Here is a 19,670-nt window from a genome sequence, read left to right as displayed (position 1 = left end):
TATCGAGGTATATCCCCAATGAAAGCGTTAACAAAGGGTACTTTTTTAATATTAACTGTGTTTTTTTAACAATAAAAGGCCATGGGGACAGGTTCCTTGGCTTGAAGCCAAGGAACCTGTCCCCATGGATCATTTTTATTTTCTCAATTTAAAAACTATAAAATCAGCACAATTTAAGTCTTCCTTAAGCTCTGGGTATTGTTTTAACATTTCCTTTGATGGCTTAGGTTCCACCATATCTTCTATCACAAACCCCGCCTGTTTTATGACCTTAAAGTAACTTGTTAAGCTGCGATGATACCAGACAATTGGCTTATCTGCGGCAAACGAAAATCGTTGATCATACACTCCTTCGTAAAAATAACGGTCAACCTTCCAATACTCTTTTTCTCCACGTTCATTTCGTACCCAACCACTATTAGGCGTTATAAAACAAGGGTGTAGAATTGAAAACACAAAACTTCCACCCGGTTTCAAAAGACGGTACATCTCCCGAAATGCAGCATCATAATCCTCTAAATCTTGGATTACCATATTAGAAATTATCCAATCAAACTGCTCCCCATCCAGAAAACTTAAATTCTCGCAATTTCCATGATGATAGTCAATTCCCAAATCACTTGGTGTTCGTTTATCGGCAATTTCTAGCATTTTCTCTGAGTAATCAACCGCCGCAACCTCGGCCCCTTTCTCCGCAAGAACCCTACTTAAGTAGCCTTCTCCACAGCCTGCATCTAATACTTGTTTTCCATCCACTTCATCCATTAACGAAAAAATGGTTGGATTCAAGTTAATGATTCTACTTCTGTCCCCGTATTTTGTATAAGTTGCTGTAAATGATTCAGCATGTAAATTCCAACGCTTAATCGCTTCATCCGTTGAGACTGTTCGTTTCAATTAATTCCCTCTTTTCATACCATAATGGGTAACGTTACCTTTCCTGTGCACACCATTATTTTCCTACATTAAGAAAAATAATAATAGACTTATAATTAAAAATTTTGTATCATATAGATAGAGGCATAGCTACTTTAGAACGTGATAAAAAGCCAGAAATCATTTTGATTTCTGGCTTTTACTTATTTCTAAAATCAAGCCATGGGGACAGGTTCCTCGGCTCGAAGCCAAGGAACCTGTCCCCATGGTCTTATTATTCAATAACTATCCCAACGCTATTATCATAAACGTCTACATACTTCATATTTGGTTTGCTGCCAAAATTCATCCCACTTACCAAAAGATTTCTTTCTAAGAGTTCTTGATGCTCCTCGATCACTGTCTTCGTAAAATCACTAACATCAAATGTTACTATTACACGTTTTTCAACAGGTAGATTTAATTCCTTACGATAAATCTGTACAGCACGGATCAGCTCTCTGGCAAGGCCTTCTTTGTGTAAATCCTCATCCACTGCGGTATTCAGAAATATGGAATAGGTTTCATTTTCTGCTAGTTCTATTCCTACCCTCGGATTAGTGCTTATCAACAGATCTTCTTTCTCTACTCTTAGACTTTCACCAGTATCAGTCTCACAAGCAAAATAACCATTTTCTACAACACTTTTTCGTTCCTCATTCGAAAGTGCTTGTAATGCACGTTGTACTTCTCCGATATTTTTCCCAAGCTTTGGTCCTGCTGTTGGGAAGTTTAATCTTAGTTCATAAGCCAATGACTCCCCTGCATGTTCCTCAACACGAAGCCGCTTCACATTGATTTCTTCCATAACAATATCACTATATTCTATTACAAATTCTGTGCTTTCTTTTCTCCCAACAATCATTAACTCCGAAAGCGGCTGCTTTGTTTTGATATTAGCTGCATTTCGAGTACTGCGAGCAAGCTCCACAACTTGCAGCACCCCATTCATTTCCTTTTCCAATGTGTTATTGATTAGTCCTTCATCCGCTACAGGAAAATCTACTAAATGAACACTTTCCCCTGTTAAATTACGATGGATATCATCAGCAATGAATGGTGTAAATGGTGCTAGTAATCTACTAAGTGTTACCAGTACATCATACAATGTATGATAGGCGGCAAGCTTATCCTCATTCATCCCCTCACTCCAAAAGCGACTCCGCGTGCGGCGGATATACCAATTACTAACCTCATCTACCAATATAGCAAGTTCCCTAGCAGCAGGATTAAACTGATAATCCTCTAAAGTTTGGGTAACATTTTTCGTAACCGTATGAACTCGTGATAAGATCCAATTATCTAATTGTGATTTCTTACCCGATTGATGCTTTTTAGGATGGAACTGGTCAATTTCCGCATACATCGTAAAGAAAGAATGGATATTGGCCAGTGTATCCACCAACTTGGACTTCGCTTGACCAACAATGCTTGCTGAGAATCGTTTATTATTCCACGGGGCACTGTCCACAAGTAATGACCACCGTAAAGCATCGGCACCATATTTTTCCACCAACACCATTGGATCAATCACATTGCCTTTACTCTTAGACATTTTCTGCCCATCTTCATCTAAAATATGTCCTAGCGATAGTACACGTTTATACGAAGACTTTCCTGTAAATAAAGAAGAAACAGTTAGTAGGCTATAAAACCATCCACGCGTTTGATCCACACCTTCAACAACAACATCGGCAGGAAACTGTTTTTCAAAAAGTTCTTTGTTTTCAAATGGGTAATGATATTGCGCAAAGGGCATAGAACCACTGTCAAACCAAACATCAATAACTTCTTTTGTCCGCTTCATGTCTCCCTGACAACTCGGGCAAACTAATGTTACCTCATCCACATATGGCTTATGCAACTCCAAATTATGAGGGACCGACCCCTTGGCCTGATTTATTAAGTCCTGAATACTTTTTGGTGTGAACTGATGGTCACAGCTTTCACAAATCCAAACGTTTAACGGTGTCCCCCAATAGCGATTACGACCGATATTCCAATCTACCATATTTTCCAAGAAGTTACCGAATCTACCATGCTTCATATGTTCCGGATGCCATTGGACTGTTTCATTATTTTGGATGATCGTATCCTTCATTTCGGTTGTCTTAATAAACCATCCTTCCATCGCATAATAGATAAGTGCTGAATCACATCGCCAGCAGTGTGGGTAGCTATGTTCATATTTTTCCTTTGAAAATAACAATTCCTTTTCCGCCAGCATTTTAAGGATCTTCACATCACTATCCTTTGCAAACTCACCAGCAAGAGGTATTATCTCCGCAGTATAGCAACCGGCTTGATCAATAACATTTACAAAATCAAGACCATTTTCTAAAACTGCTTTATAGTCATCTTCTCCATAGGAAGGTGCAAGATGAACAATACCTGTTCCACTTGTATCGGTTACAAAATCAGCAGCAATGACCTCATGTCCTTTGTTTAAAGTTACGAAATTAAAAGGAGGTTCATAAGATTGACCAATGAATTCACTACCCTTATGCTTTCTAAGCACCTCATAAGTTCCTTCAAATACTTTCTCTACTAGATTTTCAGCAACGAAGTATATCGCATCGTCTTGACGGACCTTTACATAATCAAGATCCCTATTAACTGCTAGGGCAACATTTCCTGGAAGTGTCCAAGGTGTCGTTGTCCATCCTAGAAAATATTCATTGTCCGTATTTCTCAACTTAAACTTTGCCGTCACTGATAAATCTTTTACATCCTTATAGCCTTGAGCTACCTCATGTGAACTTAAGGACGTTTGACAACTTGGGCAATATGGCGTTACTCGGTGACCTTTTGTTAGTAAACCTTTTTCGTGTATTGTCGATAAGATATACCAAACACTTTCGATGTAGTTATTTTCCAGCGTAATATACGGATTATCCATATCCACCCAATATCCAATTGCCTCTGTAAAATGACGCCATTCCCTTTCATAGTCAAACACGCTTTTCTTACATTCTTCTATAAACTTTTCTACACCGTATGCCTCAATATCCTTTTTCCCTGAAATTCCAATCTTCTTCTCCACACCAAGCTCTACCGGAAGTCCATGTGTATCCCATCCTGCTTTCCGAATTACTTGATATCCTTGCATCGTTTTATAGCGCCCTATGAAATCTTTAATAACCCTTCCTAAGACATGCCCAGCATGGGGTAAGCCATTTGCAGTCGGTGGTCCTTCATAGAAAACAAATGATTGGTTTCCTTCACGATTGTCAATTGACTTTTGAAAAGTGTTTTCCTCTTTCCAAATAGTTTTTAGTCTGTTTTCACGTTGTAATGGGGATTCTTTGCTGTCTACTCTTTTCATTACCATACACTCCTTTTTTGTTAGAAGTCCGGTTGGTATAGACCTTTGTCGCCGCAAATTAAATTGATTGGATTGGTTGCTCGAGGATTTCGGGTTATCTTGATTGTTTCCAAAAAACACAAAAAACCCGTCCCATAATAGGGACGAGTTTTACCCGTGTTACCACCCTGATTCTGGAAGTTGTCATTCTTTGACAATAATCCAGCACACATTCAACGTACCATCATACGCGACCCTTTTAACGGCGGATACCCGTGAAAGCTTAAATAAGTAAATTTCAGCTTTCCTTCTCGGAGAGGATTTTCGGAACATGGACTAAAACATTGGCTTTCACCAAACACCAACTCTCTGTAGTTCAGAACCATGCCTACTCGTTCTCGTCAACGAATTTAACCGGCTTTATATTAGAATAAAGAATAACGGAGAAAGCACTGTTTGTCAATGGGAAAATGATGCCATAGGGACAAACAGCCATGGGGACAGGTTCACCGGCCCTATTTCTACCATATTCAGGCCAAGGAACCTGTCCCCCTGGCGCTTTTATGGACTAAGATGCTTCTCTCAGCCGACTTCTCTCTTCCTCATGACCTAGGAAGTCTTGAATAGCAGAGTTAAGTAAATCACCGGAAAATTGAATTCTTTCTGGACTAATTTTATCAAACGTATCCTCTGGTGAATGATACCATGGTTCTAATGTATTGTTTCCAGGTCCCATATTTAATGCAGCAGCATCAATCCCTACATTATGAAATGGAACATGATCTGATGACCCTCTTCTAATTAGAACAACTAAGTCACTGTCAATGTTTAGACTTTCCGCTGCACCTTCTATATGGTTCCATACCAGGTTTGGATTTCCATCTACTGTATTAACCATAAGTTTGTTAGCAGGTTCCCATATGGACCCTAACATTTCCAGTTGAAAATTAATAACACTGTTTTCAATTTCTGTGTCGGATAGTTGATCTACATAATACCTGGAACCAACTAAGCCAATCTCTTCCGCACCAAAAGCAATAAATCGAATCTCTTTATCCGTAATAATGTTATTCATATTTCTAGCTAACTCTAGCATTGCTGCCGTACCTGAGGCATCGTCATTAGCCCCCGGTGACCCTGGAACACTATCATAATGTGCAGTGACATAGATAATTTCTGGGTTTTCAATTCCTCGAGGTTTCTTAACTGCAATCACATTCTCAGATGTCTTTCCACCACGAATATCAAATTCCTGTTTAGACACCTCATAACCTAATCTTTCAAACTCATTTTTAATATAGTCAGCAGCTTGCTTCTCTGCGTCACTTCCAGCTACACGTGGCCCAATGTCCACACTCAAGTAGTGGATATGCTCCATTGCGCGCTCTGATTCAAAATCTACTGACCATAAATCTATCATTTCTTGTGTATAAGATTCCAAGATTCGATATGCTTTGCCAGAAATTAATTCATTTTCTAATTGTTGGTCTAGCAATGACCTAAAGCTACTCAGCTGCTTAATTACTTTTTCCGAATCTCTTAGTCTTTCATAAAGGTGAATCGTAGTTAGATGAGATTTCAAATTACGTGGTGCTACTTCACCATTAAATTCCCCTTCATTTTCAAAACGCTCGACAAGTGCTTTTATTCCAAGTGCATTTACACCCACAGGTAAATAATCGATGACAACTCTTGCCTCATTGTAATTGGTTCCATCACCTTCTGGATTGTAACCATTCTCATAATTACCCGCCATATCTACCGAGAACCATTTAATAGTAGTTGTTTCGTCAATTGTTAACGTTTCAGCGCCATCTCTCGTTCCAGCTACTAGAATTGTATCAGACTCCAGTGTTGGTCGTGAGCCATCAAGTGTATAGTAAACTGTTGCTGGTTCACTCATTTCAAATTTGACTTCAACAGGATCATTGTATGTTCCTTCTCCTGGTTCAAGTGTCGTTTCTGGATTTACATCATCATTCGCATTCTCAAGTGCTACCTCAAAAAGACCAATTAAACCATTCGCAAACTCCATTGCTTCCGCATGACCTTCTTCAAAGTCTGGTTGGAATCCGACACCAACCCAACGATTCCTATCTTCATCCCATAAATCAGCACCAACCTCGAAATTCCATGCGTAAATATCATGGTTATACCATAATGCATCAGCAGAGTTACCACCTGCAGAATACAATACATCCGGAATAGGTCCTGTTCTACCAGGTAAAATAACAGTTCCACGATAATTTTTTATTTCCTGTAAAATATGCTCCGATGCTTGCCAATAATAGGCCTCTTCACCTGCTGTTGGACGTGGCAATGGGTTACGATTTTCATCATATGCACCAGGGGACCACATAAAATATCCACCATAGGCATGAACATTCATCGCATATTTTATATTTTGATTCTCTTCTGCTAACCAAAGTAAATTTAAAGCTTCTGGTTCTGATTCAGGCTCTGGCCCAGCATAAGTACCGGATAAACAATTAGTTGATCCACCAATCCATCCATCATAAACAGATCCCACTGCATGGTTTCTGTTTAGATCAACGCCCCATGAATTTCGATATCCAGGATCAGATGCTTCCGGTCCACAGTAATTCACTAAATTTTTCCGTTGAGAATTATAATCGTAGAAGGAATAATGTCCACCGTCTGGATTTACTGTTGGGACGATGAAAATATCTAGATTGTCTACCAATTCTTTTGTAGACTCATCTGTATAATAATTTCGTAGTAAACGTTCTGCCGCTTCAACAGATACTAGTGGTGTAACCCATTCCCGTGCATGTTCCTGTGAATACCCTAGAATACCGGGTTTAGACCCATCACGTTCTTTCCCGATACGGATTGCCTTCACCTGATATGGCTCTCTTGAAATTTCTGCAGATGCATTTAATCCATCTGTTAAAGTTATGTTAGATTCAGCTTGTACAACGCCATTCCCACCTGAATTACGATAGTTTGTTGCAATTACTAAATCGTCTGCAGCAGCATTAATTGCATCAATAACCTCATTTGCTGTACTAGTTGGCTGTGAAGAACCATCTGTGCCAAGGACAATGGTAATATGATTATCTTCAACCAATACCTCTAATTCATGATTTCCTTGATCTGGTGCTTGGATATCAACAGTAATATCGTTTCCACCTTCATGTCCCCAAGCTTTAGAAGTTAATACTAATGCCGCATCAACTATTGAACCAAAGGTTGCTTGAGCATGTCTTCTATACCCATTTGTTTTATACGGAAGTTCAACGATTTCTGCCAACTCAGGAAATTCCTCTGCCAGTTGTTCAATTCGTTCGGTAATTTCTGTCGGTGTCATATAATGAGTAACAAAATTGCTAAAGTAGTCGTCACCAACAGGAGTACCATCTTCAATCCATTCCGTTAATGTAGTTTCTGTCATTCCACCTTGATTCGTTGTAATGACAACATTTTCTGGTACTGAATCAACTTTTGTTAATACATAATGGTATAAATACACCCCAGCGTCAATTTTCCTTGTCATGACGGCATTCTGTTCTTCACCATTAGCATCTGTCCATTGTGCATTCATGCCTACATTAGCACCTGCACTGGATTTAGCCTCCATGTATAAAAATGTCCCTGACTGATTAGTGAAGTAGTCTGCACGAAAAACTTTAATATTATCTCCTGCACTAAATAATTTCTGTTCTTGTTGCATCGTTTGCTCACGTTGTTTTAGGATTTTCTCTACATCTTTTGCCGTTTGAATCGTTGTTATCTCGTAGCCTTGTTGTTCAAGCTTGTCCATCTCATCTGTGGTGACAACTGCATGCACTTCTAGTACTCCATTTCGGTCACTCACATAGCCCGTTAAATCATACCCACTTTTCACAAGACTATCTAATGCATCTTGATCAGGTATAATTACTTCCACAAGCATTGTTTCCTGTGCTTCCTTTTCAACCTCGATTGATTTTGCCGAGGATGAATCAATCGAAAAAGAAGTAAAGGCAAGTCCAACAATACCCACAACGACTAGAAAGTACCACGCCAACCTTTTAACATTCTTCATGTTACTCCCTCCTTATTTTTATTTGTCCTTTCAGGAAAGAGTATATCATTATTATCAGAAAGTTGTTATAATTCCGACACAAAACAGTTCTAAAGAAGGAGGGAAATATTGGTAACTATAACATTATATCGCACTAAGGTATTAAAGCCTTTTTCCATATAATGTTAAAGAACTAGGAGGATATAAAGGAAGAGTGAGAATTTCACCATGGCTTTATACAGGGGACAATTTGGCATTTTCAATCGAAAAAAGGGACTTGGGTTGTTATTTTACCTCAATAAGAAAATCACTAGCAAATGTCTCGCAATCTTTTATCTCTTCAAAAGCGACCTACGAATCGTTCAAACCAGTTGTAACATACATTATGGATAGTCTGTTATATCTAAATTGCCAATAGAGCTAAATAGAAATAATCCTCTTGATTTTGTGTCTTGCTCATTCTTCCCATTCCAGGGTGATAAGGAGAATAGTAGTGTCAAGCATCGACGAATGACAATGCCTCTTTTTCTGGGACAATGGGCAGGATAAGACCACATTCCTTTCCATGTATACTAATAATGTTTAATCCGCACAATATACATAAATGACATTTTACACTGGAGTGTACAACGGTGAATCAAATTAATGTTCCGCAGTTATTTTTTATTTTTCTTTTAAGTACTGGTTTAAGCAATCATGTTCTAATTGTTCCTTTAATTATTGATGCTGCAGGCCGTGATTCTTGGATAAGTGTAATAATTGGTTATTTGATAAGCATTCCTTTTCTGCTATTATTGCTTTCTGTTACAAAGCAACTGAAAAACACCTCTGTTTTTGCATGGCTAGAAACTACTTATAATAATACAGTTCGGAACATAATTGCGTTGTTACTATTTGTATTTTTAACGTTAACCGGTTTTATTACTGTAAAGGAAACTGTTTCCTGGACACATGATACATACTTGTTGAATACACCAATGCTGGTAGTTGCATTCTCCATTCTTGGAACATCTTTATATATTTCTGGGAGGATAAATGTTATTGCCATATGTGCCGGCATAATCTTTCCCTTTGTAGTTGCTTTTGGATTATTTGTAGCGGTTGGTACTATCCCAGATAAAAACTATTCTCTTATCCTACCAGTACTTGTTGAAAATGACTGGATAGATATTTTGAAAGGTTCACTCTTTATTTTTGGTTCAACTGCAGAGGTATTTATATTGATAATGCTTCAGCACCATATCATTAAAAAAGTCACATTCCGTCATTTATTATTACTTACTTCCTTTTTATTCATATTAACTATTGGGCCACTACTAGGCAGTATGGCAATTTTCGGGCCAGAAGAGGCCGGGAATATTAAATATCCTGCATTTCTTCAATGGAGAATATTAAGTATCGGTCAATACTTTAACCATTTGGACTTTTTATCTATCTATCAATGGCTCTCAGGTTCTTTTATTCGTTTAGCACTGATTCTGTACTTAATTAAAGAAACATTCAAACTTAAGAAACCCATCATAATGCAGATAATGGTTTGTATTTTGTATTTAGTACTCATTCTGGCTCCAATATCTGATGAGCAGTTTTTTATCTTTTTAAGAAAATATTTTTATGTGGGAACGAGTATTTTTGCAATTTTATTTGTTGTATTCATGTTGCTTTTATCAAAGAAATCCAGAAATAAGGTGTCAGCAGATGAAAATTAACAAAACAGAATCCACTATAACGTATTTTAATGATCTTTTCCACCATTCTTCTGATGTAAAGGTTATAAGAAATCAGGTAGTAAACGAAAGGAAACAGGAAGAATTAATTCTGGTGTATTGCGAAGGGTTAGTAAACAATGATTTATTACTGAATAGTATTCTTCCAGAGATACAAAGAACCTATACAACGAACGGCGTTAAGGGACTTAAGGATTTGAATTGTTCGGAAGCAACCAAATTTGTTAAGGATGACCCGTCAGTTAATACAGCTATTCTAGAGAAAGTATTTGATGGATTTACAGCCATTCTAATAAACGAAATCATATATTATTTCAATACAGCTGCTCCTCCTAAAAGATCTCCTGAAGAATCAACAACGGAGGTTTCTGTAAAAGGACCAAGGGATGCTTTTATCGAGGATATCACCTCCAATATTGCATTAGTTCGTAAAAGATTAAAAACACAAACCATGGTTACGAAATCATTCACAGTTGGAAAAAGAAGTAATACGAAAGTTAGTCTTGTCTATATGACTGACATTCAAAATAAAGAAATTATCAATGAAGTTACTAAACGAATAAAGGACATTGATATTGATGTATTAACTAGTGATAATCAAATTATTGAACTACTTTCGGATACTCGATATTCATTATTTCCATTACTAGAAAGTGTTTCCCGCCCGGATGGAGTTGTGGGTTGTTTGGCAAGAGGAAGGTTTGCTATTTTTATTGATAATGTACCTAATGTCGTCATAGGACCAGTTAACTTTAGCTTAATCCTGAATACATCTGAGGATGAGCATATGCCATTTTTTTATGCTTCATTTGGGATGTTTCTTCGGATTATTGGATTAGTGATGGCTATTTTTCTCCCCGCTTTTTGGGTTGCATTGTCAGCATACAATGTAGACCAGATACCTTTTTCCTTACTTGCTACAATTGGTGCTTCCCGGTTAGGTATTCCATTTAACATTCCTTTTGAATTATTATTAATGATCACGCTTTTTGAGCTTTTTCGTGAAGCAGGTGTAAGGTTGCCAAAAGCTGTTGGTCAAACTGTTGCAGTAGTGGGTGGATTAGTAGTCGGTGACGCTGCAATTCGAGCTGGTTTAACTTCCCCTACCATGTTGGTAATCTCAGCGATTACGGCTGTTGCAACTTTTACATTAGGTAACCAATCTTTATTTGGAACAGTAACTATTCTAAGAGTATTTTCTATTCTTTGTGCCAGTGTATTGGGCATGTATGGTTTCTTTCTTAGTTTATTTCTGACAATAGGGTACCTTGCTAAACTCGAATCATTTAATATTCCATATTTAAGTCCTGTGTCGCCGTATACTAAAGGAGATTTCTCTAAATCATTATTAAAACTCCCTGTAGTAAAACAAAATAAACGTGCAAAAATATTAAAAACACAGGATGAGGACAGGCAGGGGGAGAAATGAGTTGAGAGATTACATAGTAATATGGTTAGGTATTATTCTATTAACAATGCTTTCTGGCTGTTGGGACGAAAAGGAAATAGGTGAGGTTAATTATGCAACAGCAATTGGTGTTGATTATATAGATGACAACTATGTGCTTTATGTACAAATGCTGGATTTTACCAATGTGGCTAAACAGGAGACGCAGAAGGTATCTGAGGATGCTCCATTATTCGTTGGAAATAGCTCTGGAGCAACTCTTAATGAAGCAGTAAATAATTTATACAAAACATCGCAACTACCATTTAATTGGGGTCATGTAGGAACCATTGTATTCTCTGAAACAGTCTTAGAAAAGGGAATTGAGAAAATCCAACAGGCAATTAAGCGAAATGGGGAATTTCGATATACGCCTTGGATCTATGGGACAAAGAAACCCGTTGAAGAATTATTTTCTGTGAACGGCTTTTTTCATTTACCTCCGGTGTACACCATATTATATAAGCCAGAGGATACTTATAAGGTCTATTCTTATATTAAACCTTTACGTATGCATAATTTAATTTCTATCTACAAATCTCCGGGGGGGACAGCTGTCTTGCCATCGATTTCAATAGACACTAGTTCCTGGCAGAGACTTGGATCTGATGAAAAGCCTAAGGAGACGTTACGAATTAATGGAAGCTTCCAAATTAGTGAAGGGAAGTATCAAGACTGGATGTCCTATGAGGAACTGACAGGGCTCAGATGGATCCAAACAAAAACAAAAATTACACCAGTAAAAATTATCGATGATGAAAAGATAATAGGAGCAGTCGAGATCACTGACCCTACATCAGAGATTAAAGCAGTAGGAAAAGATGAGAATGCAACATTCCAAATACATATAAAAGCAAAAGGGAAGCTAGCTGATTTACAGGATGATACGCTAAATCAGGATCAAATAGAAAATCTTGTAAAAAAACAAATTAAGGAAGAAATTATAAAAACGTACCAAAAAGGCTTGGAAAAAGAAATTGATATATATAATTTAAAAAATATACTATTTCGAAACGGAATGAAACCAGAAAAGTTGAAAGAAATTCAACTTTCCGATGAAAGTCTAAGTAAAATCACAGTTGATTTCTATCTTGAAAGTAGAGGCTTATATGAGTGATAAGGCCATGGGGACAGTTCACAGGTTCCTTGGCCTTATTCCCCTTTCACCTCAATTAAACTAATCTGACTTTGATTTAAAAACCGAACTGGATAACCAGTGGTCCCAAGGCCACTATCTATATACAAATAGTTTCCAGACTCGGTTTCAAATATTCCTTTATCCAATTTTGGAAAAAAGCTATTATCAGGCCCAACTACTGCCCCTATTAATGGTAGCCTCACCTGCCCGCCATGGGTATGTCCACTTAATATCAAGTCAGCTGGAATTGCATCATATTTGGTCACAACATTAGGTGAGTGCGATAATAATATGGTGTAATTTTCTTCATCTACACCTTCAAATGCTAGTCCAAGATCTTCATGGTCAGTCGATGCATTATCTATACCTACCAGATTGACAACCGTATCGCCTATTGTGATTTGGGTATTTAGATTACTGAGAATTGTAACACCTCTATTTTCAAGTCCCGTCAAAAATAGTTCTACATGATCATTTCCCAACTCATGATTACCAGTTACATAGAACACATTCTGGTTAATTTTCAATATCCTTTCGATCAATGAATAAACATTTGAAAAATCAACTGTGCTTCTACTTATCAAATCACCAGTTAAAACAACAATGTCCGCATTCACATCGTTGACCATTTGAATCAACTTTTTGTTTTTATCATGAAATATTTTATTATGTACGTCCGTTAATTGTAGTATAGAAAACCTTGAACCAGGTGAAGTTTTCTTTGTTTGGAACTGAACTTTATTTACTTTGAATATATTTGTATCATAATAGGCTTTCATTAGAGTACACAGGGATAAAGCGCCTAAACTCCAAAGAAATCTGTTATATTTTTTCCTTTCTCTTATCAAATTCGGCATGCATTTTCCACCCATCGCATATTTTCTTCTTTTCATTCATTATACCTCTCTTTATCATTTCCAGTATATCCCTGTGGTTCCTACTAACCTGTGAAGCCCATATACTTTTTAAAAAATACCTAAATATGAAATAATACAACTAATCCATGACATAAGAGGAGCGTGTTTCATGATTTCGTTTCATAATATAACGAAGAAATACACAGACGGGACAACCGCAGTAGATTCGATAAGCTTTACCATAAATAAAGGTGAATTCTTTGTTCTGATTGGTCCTAGTGGTAGTGGCAAGACAACAACCCTTAAAATGATAAATCGACTCATCCCCTTAACTGATGGAACAATCACAATAGACGGGAAAAGAATAAGTGATTATAACATTCATGAACTACGCTGGAACATGGGGTATGTCCTTCAGCAAATCGCTCTCTTCCCACATATGACCATTGAAGAGAATATTGCAATTGTACCCGAGTTGAAAAAGTGGCCCAAAGAAAATATTCATCGTCGTGTTAGTGAGCTACTAGAGATGGTTGGTCTAGATCCTAATACATACCGAAATCGTAAGCCGAGTGAACTTTCTGGTGGTGAACAGCAGCGGGTTGGCGTTGTTCGTGCGCTAGCAGCAGATCCAGATATTGTTCTTATGGATGAGCCCTTTAGTGCATTAGACCCGATTAGTCGTGAAAAGTTGCAGGAAGATTTGCTTCATTTACAAAAGACTATTAAGAAAACTATTGTGTTTGTAACTCATGATATGAACGAAGCGATGAAACTCGCGGATCGGATTTGCCTCATGAATGATGGCCAGATTATTCAGCTAGGAACACCTGATGAAATTATTAATCAACCAGAAAATGATTTTGTAAGAGAATTCGTTGGGACACAAGTAAAAATCGGTACTGATTTTCATCTAGAAAATTTGATGACATCTTTCACCGATGATAACCCCAACTTAGATAAGGCTATTCCTCATTCTGCATCACTTGAAGAAGTTATAGCGCAATTAGCCAAACAAGATAAAGTTTTGATTAAAAAGAACGGGACCGTGATAGGCTCCCTAAACAGACAAATACTCATTCAGCATCTTGCAAAGACAGTAAAGCAAGGAGGGCATGAGAATGTCTAATTTCATAAATGTATTCCAGGACAGACAAGAGGAATTGACACAAGCACTCCTTGAACATATCCAGATTTCCTTTATTGCTTTATTTTTTGCTGTTATTATCTCTGTACCACTGGGCATTTATTTGACGAAAAAGGAACGAATTGCGGAAAGTATTATTGGTATCTCCGCAGTGATGCAGACCATTCCTTCCTTAGCTTTATTAGGTCTGATGATACCGTTATTCGGCATTGGAAAGGTACCCGCAATCATTGCACTTGTCATTTATGCCTTACTTCCAATTCTTCGTAATACCTATACTGGGATTAAAGAAGTTGACCCTTCCCTAATCGAAGCAGCTATGGCTATGGGAATGAATACGCCAAAACGATTATTAAAGGTAGAACTTCCATTAGCAATGCCTGTTATGATGGCCGGAATTCGTACTGCCATGGTGCTGATTGTTGGTACTGCAACACTTGCTGCTTTGATTGGAGCAGGAGGATTAGGGGATATTATATTACTTGGAATTGATCGAAATAATATGACATTAATCATTTTAGGTGCAATCCCTGCCGCATTATTAGCTATCTTATTTGATGTCCTGTTACGTGGGCTACAAAGACTTTCGTATAAAACATCACTAACGATGATTGGAATCGTCATTATACTAGCAGTCGGTATTACCATAGTACCTAATTTGTTCAAGGGCGAAGAAGAAACGGTCGTCATTGGTGGAAAGTTAGGTTCTGAACCAGAAATTTTAATAACAATGTACAAGATTTTAATTGAGGATGAGACGAACCTACATGTCGAACTAGAACCTAGCCTTGGAAAAACCTCCTTCGTGTTTAATGCTTTACGGGAGGGTAGTATTGATATCTATCCAGAATTCACAGGAACTGCCGTAACGCAATTTTTAAATGAAACTGCTGTAAGTACGGATAGACAAGCAGTTTATGAACAAGCGCGGGATGGATTATTAAATGATTTCGATTTAGTTCTATTAGAACCGATGCAGTTTAACAATACGTATGCACTAGCCGTATCAGAAGATTTTGCGGAGGGATATAATCTAGAAGCAATTTCGGATTTACAAGGAATCGAAGAGGATGTTAAAGCCGGATTCACGTTAGAATTTTCCGATCGTGAGGATGGGTACATTGGTATTCAAGAAATCTACCAATTGGAATTCCCTCATATGGTAACTATGGAACCGAAGCTACGTTATTCCGCGGTTGAACAAGGTGATATTAATTTATTAGACGCCTATTCTACAGATAGTGAACTACGAAGATATAATTTAACCGTTCTAAAAGATGACCAAGAACTTTTTCCACCATACCAGGGAGCACCTCTACTCAGGAAGGAAACATTAGAAACATATCCTGAATTAGAGGAAATTCTAAACCAACTAGCTGGTAAAATTTCCGATGACCAAATGCGTGAGATGAACTATCAAGTTGCTGTGGAGGGAAAAAATGTTAAAGACGTAGCATTGGAATATTTGAAAGATGTGGGATTAGTGGATTAATTATAGGGGACAGATTTGTTTTTAGAAAAACTCGCATTCGCTCAGTCCCAAGCGAATATATTAGTTTTTCTTATGTCGGCGGAAAGTTTTTATACTTTCCTAACTACCAGCCAAGGAACCTGTCCCCTTGGTTCTTTCTAGTTGAATTTCTTAATTAAATCAACAAACGTATTAACAAAGCCTTGCAGGAATTCAATTGTTCCTTCATTGGTAATTTTCCCACTACCGTCCACCAGGTCTTGTGAATTAGCAAGATATACTTCCGGTTGTTGAACGATTGGCATGTTCAAAAATGCAAGAGTTTGACGGAGATGGTGGTTTGCTCCAAATCCACTTAATCCACTAATTGATTGGCTAATAACCGCTGCTGGTTTACCGTCCCATACATTCTGTCCCCATGGACGTGATGCTACATCCAGTGCATTTTTTAATGCAGCAGGAACACTGCGGTTATGTTCCGGGGTAACAAAAAGAACCGCATCTACACTTTTTACTTTATCGCGAAAAGTCGTATATTCCGCAGGAGAGTTTTCATCATAATCCTGATTATATAACGGCAAATTAGCGATTTCTATAAATTCCGTCTCAAATCCATCAGGGAATAATGGTGCCACATTATCCGCAATTTGTTGAGAAAAAGAGTTGTTTCTAATACTACCTACGACAATACCTACTTTTGCCAAACTAATCATTCCTTTGCTATTTGATGTTATTTAAAGTTCTTTCTAGTTTTAGCAATTTAGTATGGAATTATTAATTAAAGTAGTCTTTTTTAAAATATATTTTCTAATTACACTAGCATCATCATTCCGCAAATAAACTACATCGAGAAAAAGTATCAATTCTCCAAATGAATTTCAAGTAGATTCGTTATGTGCACTTAAAGCTTTCACTGCTTCCATATCCCGTTTTCTAAATCTCTGTATCGGATTCCTCCATCATTTGATGCACCTTCTCAATTTCCTCATCTGGAAGAATTAAATAGTTAACATCATCAATCTCCATTTCATTGCCATTTAGCGTATACTCCGTGATATGTTTCTGTACATCAGTATAGTTTTGCAACAAATACTCCATGCTATTAAAATCCAAGTTGGTTGTTATATTGTCAACTAAAAATTTGGCAAATGTTTCTAATTTATTAATAGTAATTGTAGAAGTTCCTTTGAGAATAATTGCCTCGAGTATTTGATCCTGCAACCCGGTCGAGTCTATTTCATCCCCCTGATAACTATAGAGCATCTCAACATACCTGTACGCTTGTGAACCACTTAAATGAAGTTCACCGGGTGTTAACTTTAAGTCTGCCTCTTCTACTTCTATCTCCAGCTCATTGTCAATCGTAATTCCACCAAGTCCATCGATTAAGCCTTTTACTCCAGAAAGGTTAAGTTGAACATAATAATCTAGTTCCAGATCTAATAGATTTTCAACGGACTCAATCGCCATAGCTGGGCCACCATAAGCGTATGCATTATTAATTTTATCCTCCATATCTTTACCAACCATTACAGCACGCGTATCCCGCGGAATAGTGATTAAATTCATGGATTCCGTCTTTGGATTAAGTGTTAAAACAAGGAGTGATTCCGCTCTCCCTGTACCACCGTATTGTTTATTTATACCTAGAAGTAGAACATGGATTAGTTCCTTCTTAATCAATTTCTCCTCTGATTCAATTTGATCAATGGAAGGCACAGGTTGATAGATTTGTTCATTAATCGTTCCCTTCACTCCATTGTAAATGCTAAGTACATCCCCCCTACATAAGCAAATAACAGAAGGACAATGCCTAGAAGTATCTTTGACCAAATACATATTGATTTTTTATTAGATTGCTGAGATTTAGTCATAGCAATTACCTCACCGAATATTTGAAAATTCAAAAATAAGTTATTCTTTATTATAACATTATCAATCTTTGATTTCTCACATTTTTAATAAGCATGCTGTTAATGGTTGGGCGCAGATTCAGGGAATCCTCTAAAGTAAAAACAAAAAGTGCTGAGGCAGGCCTCAGCACGCATGCATTCATCTTAACTTGGTGTTACCACACTTATTCCTTGAGGAGCATAGAAGTATTATTCCCCATGATTTCTTTAATCTGCTCCATATGCCGTTGTTCATGCAATGGTACTGCTTCTACCCATTGGTTTAAAGGCAATAATCCAAATGCTGGGTGAACTACTGACTTTTCGTATAATGATGAAGAATCTTCCAGACTATTAACGGTTGCCAATAATTTTTTTCTAGAATTATTCAACATCTCTACTATTTCCTTAACCTCAAAAGGACCTCCACCAGGTTCTACAACTTTAGGTGCTGGAAATTTCTTTTTACGATTTAGCATGGGGCTAATATTTTTCTGTTCAGTCTTCGTATCTTTATCTTCCTTAACGCCCCACTGCACGGCTTTTACTGTCGCCAACTCTACTAAAGCTAGGTGATGGTATATCTGGCCAATACTCCAACGATCCTCACTTGGCTTTGCATTAAATGCTTCATCACTTAACCCTCTAACTAACTCTACAAGCTCTTCACGTGTTTCCTCAAAACTCTTCGTAATAATGCTGCTCATTTTAATCCCCCTCGTATGGCATTGAAATAATCACTTTCCCCTGTGAATGCCCCTCCTCAAAATACTTTATCGCATCAGGAACTTCACTTAATGCATAACTTTTATCAATTACTGGCTTTACTTTACCTGCTTCAAGCAACTCACGCATCCATACTAAATCTTCTCTTTTTGGCTGATGCATAAATGTATGGAATTTTTTCTTCCCTGTAATAGAAAGCAATGGTCCGAAAAACATCGTCTCAATCATTTTACTAGTTGAACCTCCTCCGATATGAACAAAGATTCCATTCGGAGTAAGAATTTGCTTATAAGTTGAAATAGATTCCGATCCGTTTACTCCAATGATACAATCATACAACTGATCCCGGCTTGTTACTTTTTCCTTTTTATAGTCTATAACATGGTCTGCGCCAAGCTCAGATGCAATAGCTACATTTCTACTACTAACTACCGCTGTCACCTCTGCACCAAAACTTTTAGCAATTTGTATGGCAAAGGTACCTACTCCGCCAGAAGCACCTTGAATCAGCACCTTCTGCCCAGCCTCAATCTTTGCTTGATTCCGTATTGCTTGTAATGCTGTTATCCCCGCCATGGGAACCGCAGCCGCTTCTGCAAATGATAGATTACTAGGTTTATGTGTTATTGCATTCACCGGAACAGCAGCGTATTCAGCAAAAGCACCCCATCCACTACTTGATAAGTCTCCATACACTTCATCACCAATTTGAAACTCAGTTACATTCTCCCCTACTTCTTGAACAGCACCTGCAAAATCACTACCAGGGATTGGGAATTTTGGTTTCTTGAGACCATATGCAATTCTTGCAAGAAATGGTTTACCTCTGAGTAAAACTATATTTCCATAATTGACAGAAGATGCATGAATACGTACTAATACTTCATCTGGTTTAAGCTTTGGCCTTGCTACAACTCGCAACTCTAATGTTTCTGGTCCACCATATTTACCTGAGATAATTGCTTTCATCTATATCCTCCTAAGCCCTTTTTATACAAGTTTAATTGGAAAAATTATGA

13 protein-coding genes and 1 other annotated feature are annotated in these 19,670 nt (G+C 37.6%); of the genes, 5 read left to right on the top strand and 8 right to left on the bottom strand.

Going from position 1 to position 19,670, the window contains the following annotated elements; genetic code table 11:
* Positions 1 to 135 precede the first annotated feature (135 nt).
* The 3 genes from K332_RS0106430 to K332_RS23205 all read right to left on the bottom strand — a co-directional run bounded on the left by K332_RS0106430 (position 136) and on the right by K332_RS23205 (position 8,267).
* A complete protein-coding gene (locus tag K332_RS0106430) occupies positions 136 to 897 on the bottom strand; it encodes a class I SAM-dependent methyltransferase (protein WP_026906726.1) in 762 nt (253 codons plus the stop codon).
* Positions 898 to 1,150: 253 nt separating this feature from the next.
* Complete coding sequence (gene ileS, locus K332_RS0106425) at positions 1,151 to 4,240, bottom strand: isoleucine--tRNA ligase (protein WP_026906725.1); 3,090 nt, start codon at positions 4,238 to 4,240, stop codon at positions 1,151 to 1,153.
* Positions 4,241 to 4,376: 136 nt separating this feature from the next.
* Positions 4,377 to 4,633: a binding site (T-box leader), on the bottom strand.
* A gap of 154 nt (positions 4,634 to 4,787) precedes the next feature.
* Entirely contained in the window at positions 4,788 to 8,267 is a 3,480-nt protein-coding gene (locus K332_RS23205; RefSeq protein ID WP_051359366.1) for a M20/M25/M40 family metallo-hydrolase, read from the bottom strand.
* A gap of 611 nt (positions 8,268 to 8,878) precedes the next feature.
* On the opposite strand from K332_RS23205, the gene K332_RS21995 reads away from it, so the two are divergent.
* The 3 genes from K332_RS21995 to K332_RS0106405 are packed head-to-tail and all read left to right on the top strand — an operon-like array spanning position 8,879 to position 12,537.
* A complete protein-coding gene (locus tag K332_RS21995; RefSeq protein WP_051359365.1) occupies positions 8,879 to 9,955 on the top strand; it encodes an endospore germination permease in 1,077 nt (358 codons plus the stop codon).
* Entirely contained in the window at positions 9,945 to 11,402 is a 1,458-nt protein-coding gene (locus K332_RS0106410; RefSeq protein WP_051359364.1) for a spore germination protein, read from the top strand. The genes K332_RS21995 and K332_RS0106410 overlap by 11 nt, the downstream gene beginning before the upstream one ends.
* Position 11,403: 1 nt before the next feature.
* Positions 11,404 to 12,537, top strand: a complete 1,134-nt coding sequence (locus K332_RS0106405; RefSeq protein WP_026906723.1) for a Ger(x)C family spore germination protein — start codon at positions 11,404 to 11,406, stop codon at positions 12,535 to 12,537.
* Positions 12,538 to 12,572: 35 nt separating this feature from the next.
* Here K332_RS0106405 and K332_RS0106400 read toward each other — a convergent pair whose 3' ends face one another.
* On the bottom strand, positions 12,573 to 13,451 hold the full coding sequence (locus K332_RS0106400; protein ID WP_245604636.1) for a metallophosphoesterase: 879 nt from the start codon (positions 13,449 to 13,451) through the stop codon (positions 12,573 to 12,575).
* 133 nt (positions 13,452 to 13,584) lie between these two features.
* Here K332_RS0106400 and K332_RS0106395 point away from each other — a divergent pair, with 133 nt between their 5' ends.
* Positions 13,585 to 14,544, top strand: coding sequence for an ABC transporter ATP-binding protein (locus tag K332_RS0106395; RefSeq protein WP_026906721.1), 960 nt, complete (start codon positions 13,585 to 13,587; stop codon positions 14,542 to 14,544).
* Positions 14,537 to 16,054: an osmoprotectant update ABC transporter permease/substrate-binding subunit OpuFB gene (opuFB, locus tag K332_RS0106390; protein WP_026906720.1), complete on the top strand. Its 1,518-nt coding sequence runs from the start codon at positions 14,537 to 14,539 to the stop codon at positions 16,052 to 16,054. Before K332_RS0106395 ends, opuFB begins: the two co-directional genes overlap by 8 nt.
* A 137-nt stretch (positions 16,055 to 16,191) precedes the next feature.
* Here opuFB and K332_RS0106385 read toward each other — a convergent pair whose 3' ends face one another.
* From K332_RS0106385 to K332_RS0106365, 4 genes are all read right to left on the bottom strand, one after another.
* On the bottom strand, positions 16,192 to 16,737 hold the full coding sequence (locus tag K332_RS0106385) for an NADPH-dependent FMN reductase (RefSeq protein ID WP_026906719.1): 546 nt from the start codon (positions 16,735 to 16,737) through the stop codon (positions 16,192 to 16,194).
* 229 nt (positions 16,738 to 16,966) lie between these two features.
* Positions 16,967 to 17,788 carry an LCP family glycopolymer transferase gene (locus K332_RS0106380; RefSeq protein ID WP_026906718.1) on the bottom strand — a complete coding sequence of 274 codons (822 nt, stop codon included), beginning with the start codon at positions 17,786 to 17,788 and terminating at the stop codon, positions 16,967 to 16,969.
* Positions 17,789 to 18,110: 322 nt separating this feature from the next.
* Complete coding sequence (locus K332_RS0106370; protein ID WP_026906717.1) at positions 18,111 to 18,632, bottom strand: DinB family protein; 522 nt, start codon at positions 18,630 to 18,632, stop codon at positions 18,111 to 18,113.
* Between the two features lies 1 nt (position 18,633).
* Entirely contained in the window at positions 18,634 to 19,620 is a 987-nt protein-coding gene (locus K332_RS0106365; protein ID WP_026906716.1) for an NAD(P)-dependent alcohol dehydrogenase, read from the bottom strand.
* Between the last annotated feature and the right edge of the window lie 50 nt (positions 19,621 to 19,670).

Source organism: Paucisalibacillus globulus DSM 18846 (assembly GCF_000482485.1).
In the GTDB taxonomy this organism is placed as follows: Bacteria; Bacillota; Bacilli; order Bacillales; family Amphibacillaceae; genus Ornithinibacillus; species Ornithinibacillus globulus.
This window is presented reverse-complemented; position numbering and strand designations above follow the sequence as displayed.

Bases quoted from the DNA above. Each gene is read 5' to 3' on its own strand.
- K332_RS0106395 (WP_026906721.1), top strand. From the start codon at position 13,585: ATGATTTCGTTTCATAATATAACGAAGAAATACACAGACGGGACAACC.
- K332_RS0106370 (WP_026906717.1), bottom strand. From the start codon at position 18,632: ATGAGCAGCATTATTACGAAGAGTTTTGAGGAAACACGTGAAGAGCTT.
- K332_RS23205 (WP_051359366.1), bottom strand. From the start codon at position 8,267: ATGAAGAATGTTAAAAGGTTGGCGTGGTACTTTCTAGTCGTTGTGGGT.
- K332_RS0106365 (WP_026906716.1), bottom strand. From the start codon at position 19,620: ATGAAAGCAATTATCTCAGGTAAATATGGTGGACCAGAAACATTAGAG.
- ileS (WP_026906725.1), bottom strand. From the start codon at position 4,240: ATGAAAAGAGTAGACAGCAAAGAATCCCCATTACAACGTGAAAACAGA.
- K332_RS0106410 (WP_051359364.1), top strand. From the start codon at position 9,945: ATGAAAATTAACAAAACAGAATCCACTATAACGTATTTTAATGATCTT.
- opuFB (WP_026906720.1), top strand. From the start codon at position 14,537: ATGTCTAATTTCATAAATGTATTCCAGGACAGACAAGAGGAATTGACA.
- K332_RS0106400 (WP_245604636.1), bottom strand. From the start codon at position 13,451: ATGAAAAGAAGAAAATATGCGATGGGTGGAAAATGCATGCCGAATTTG.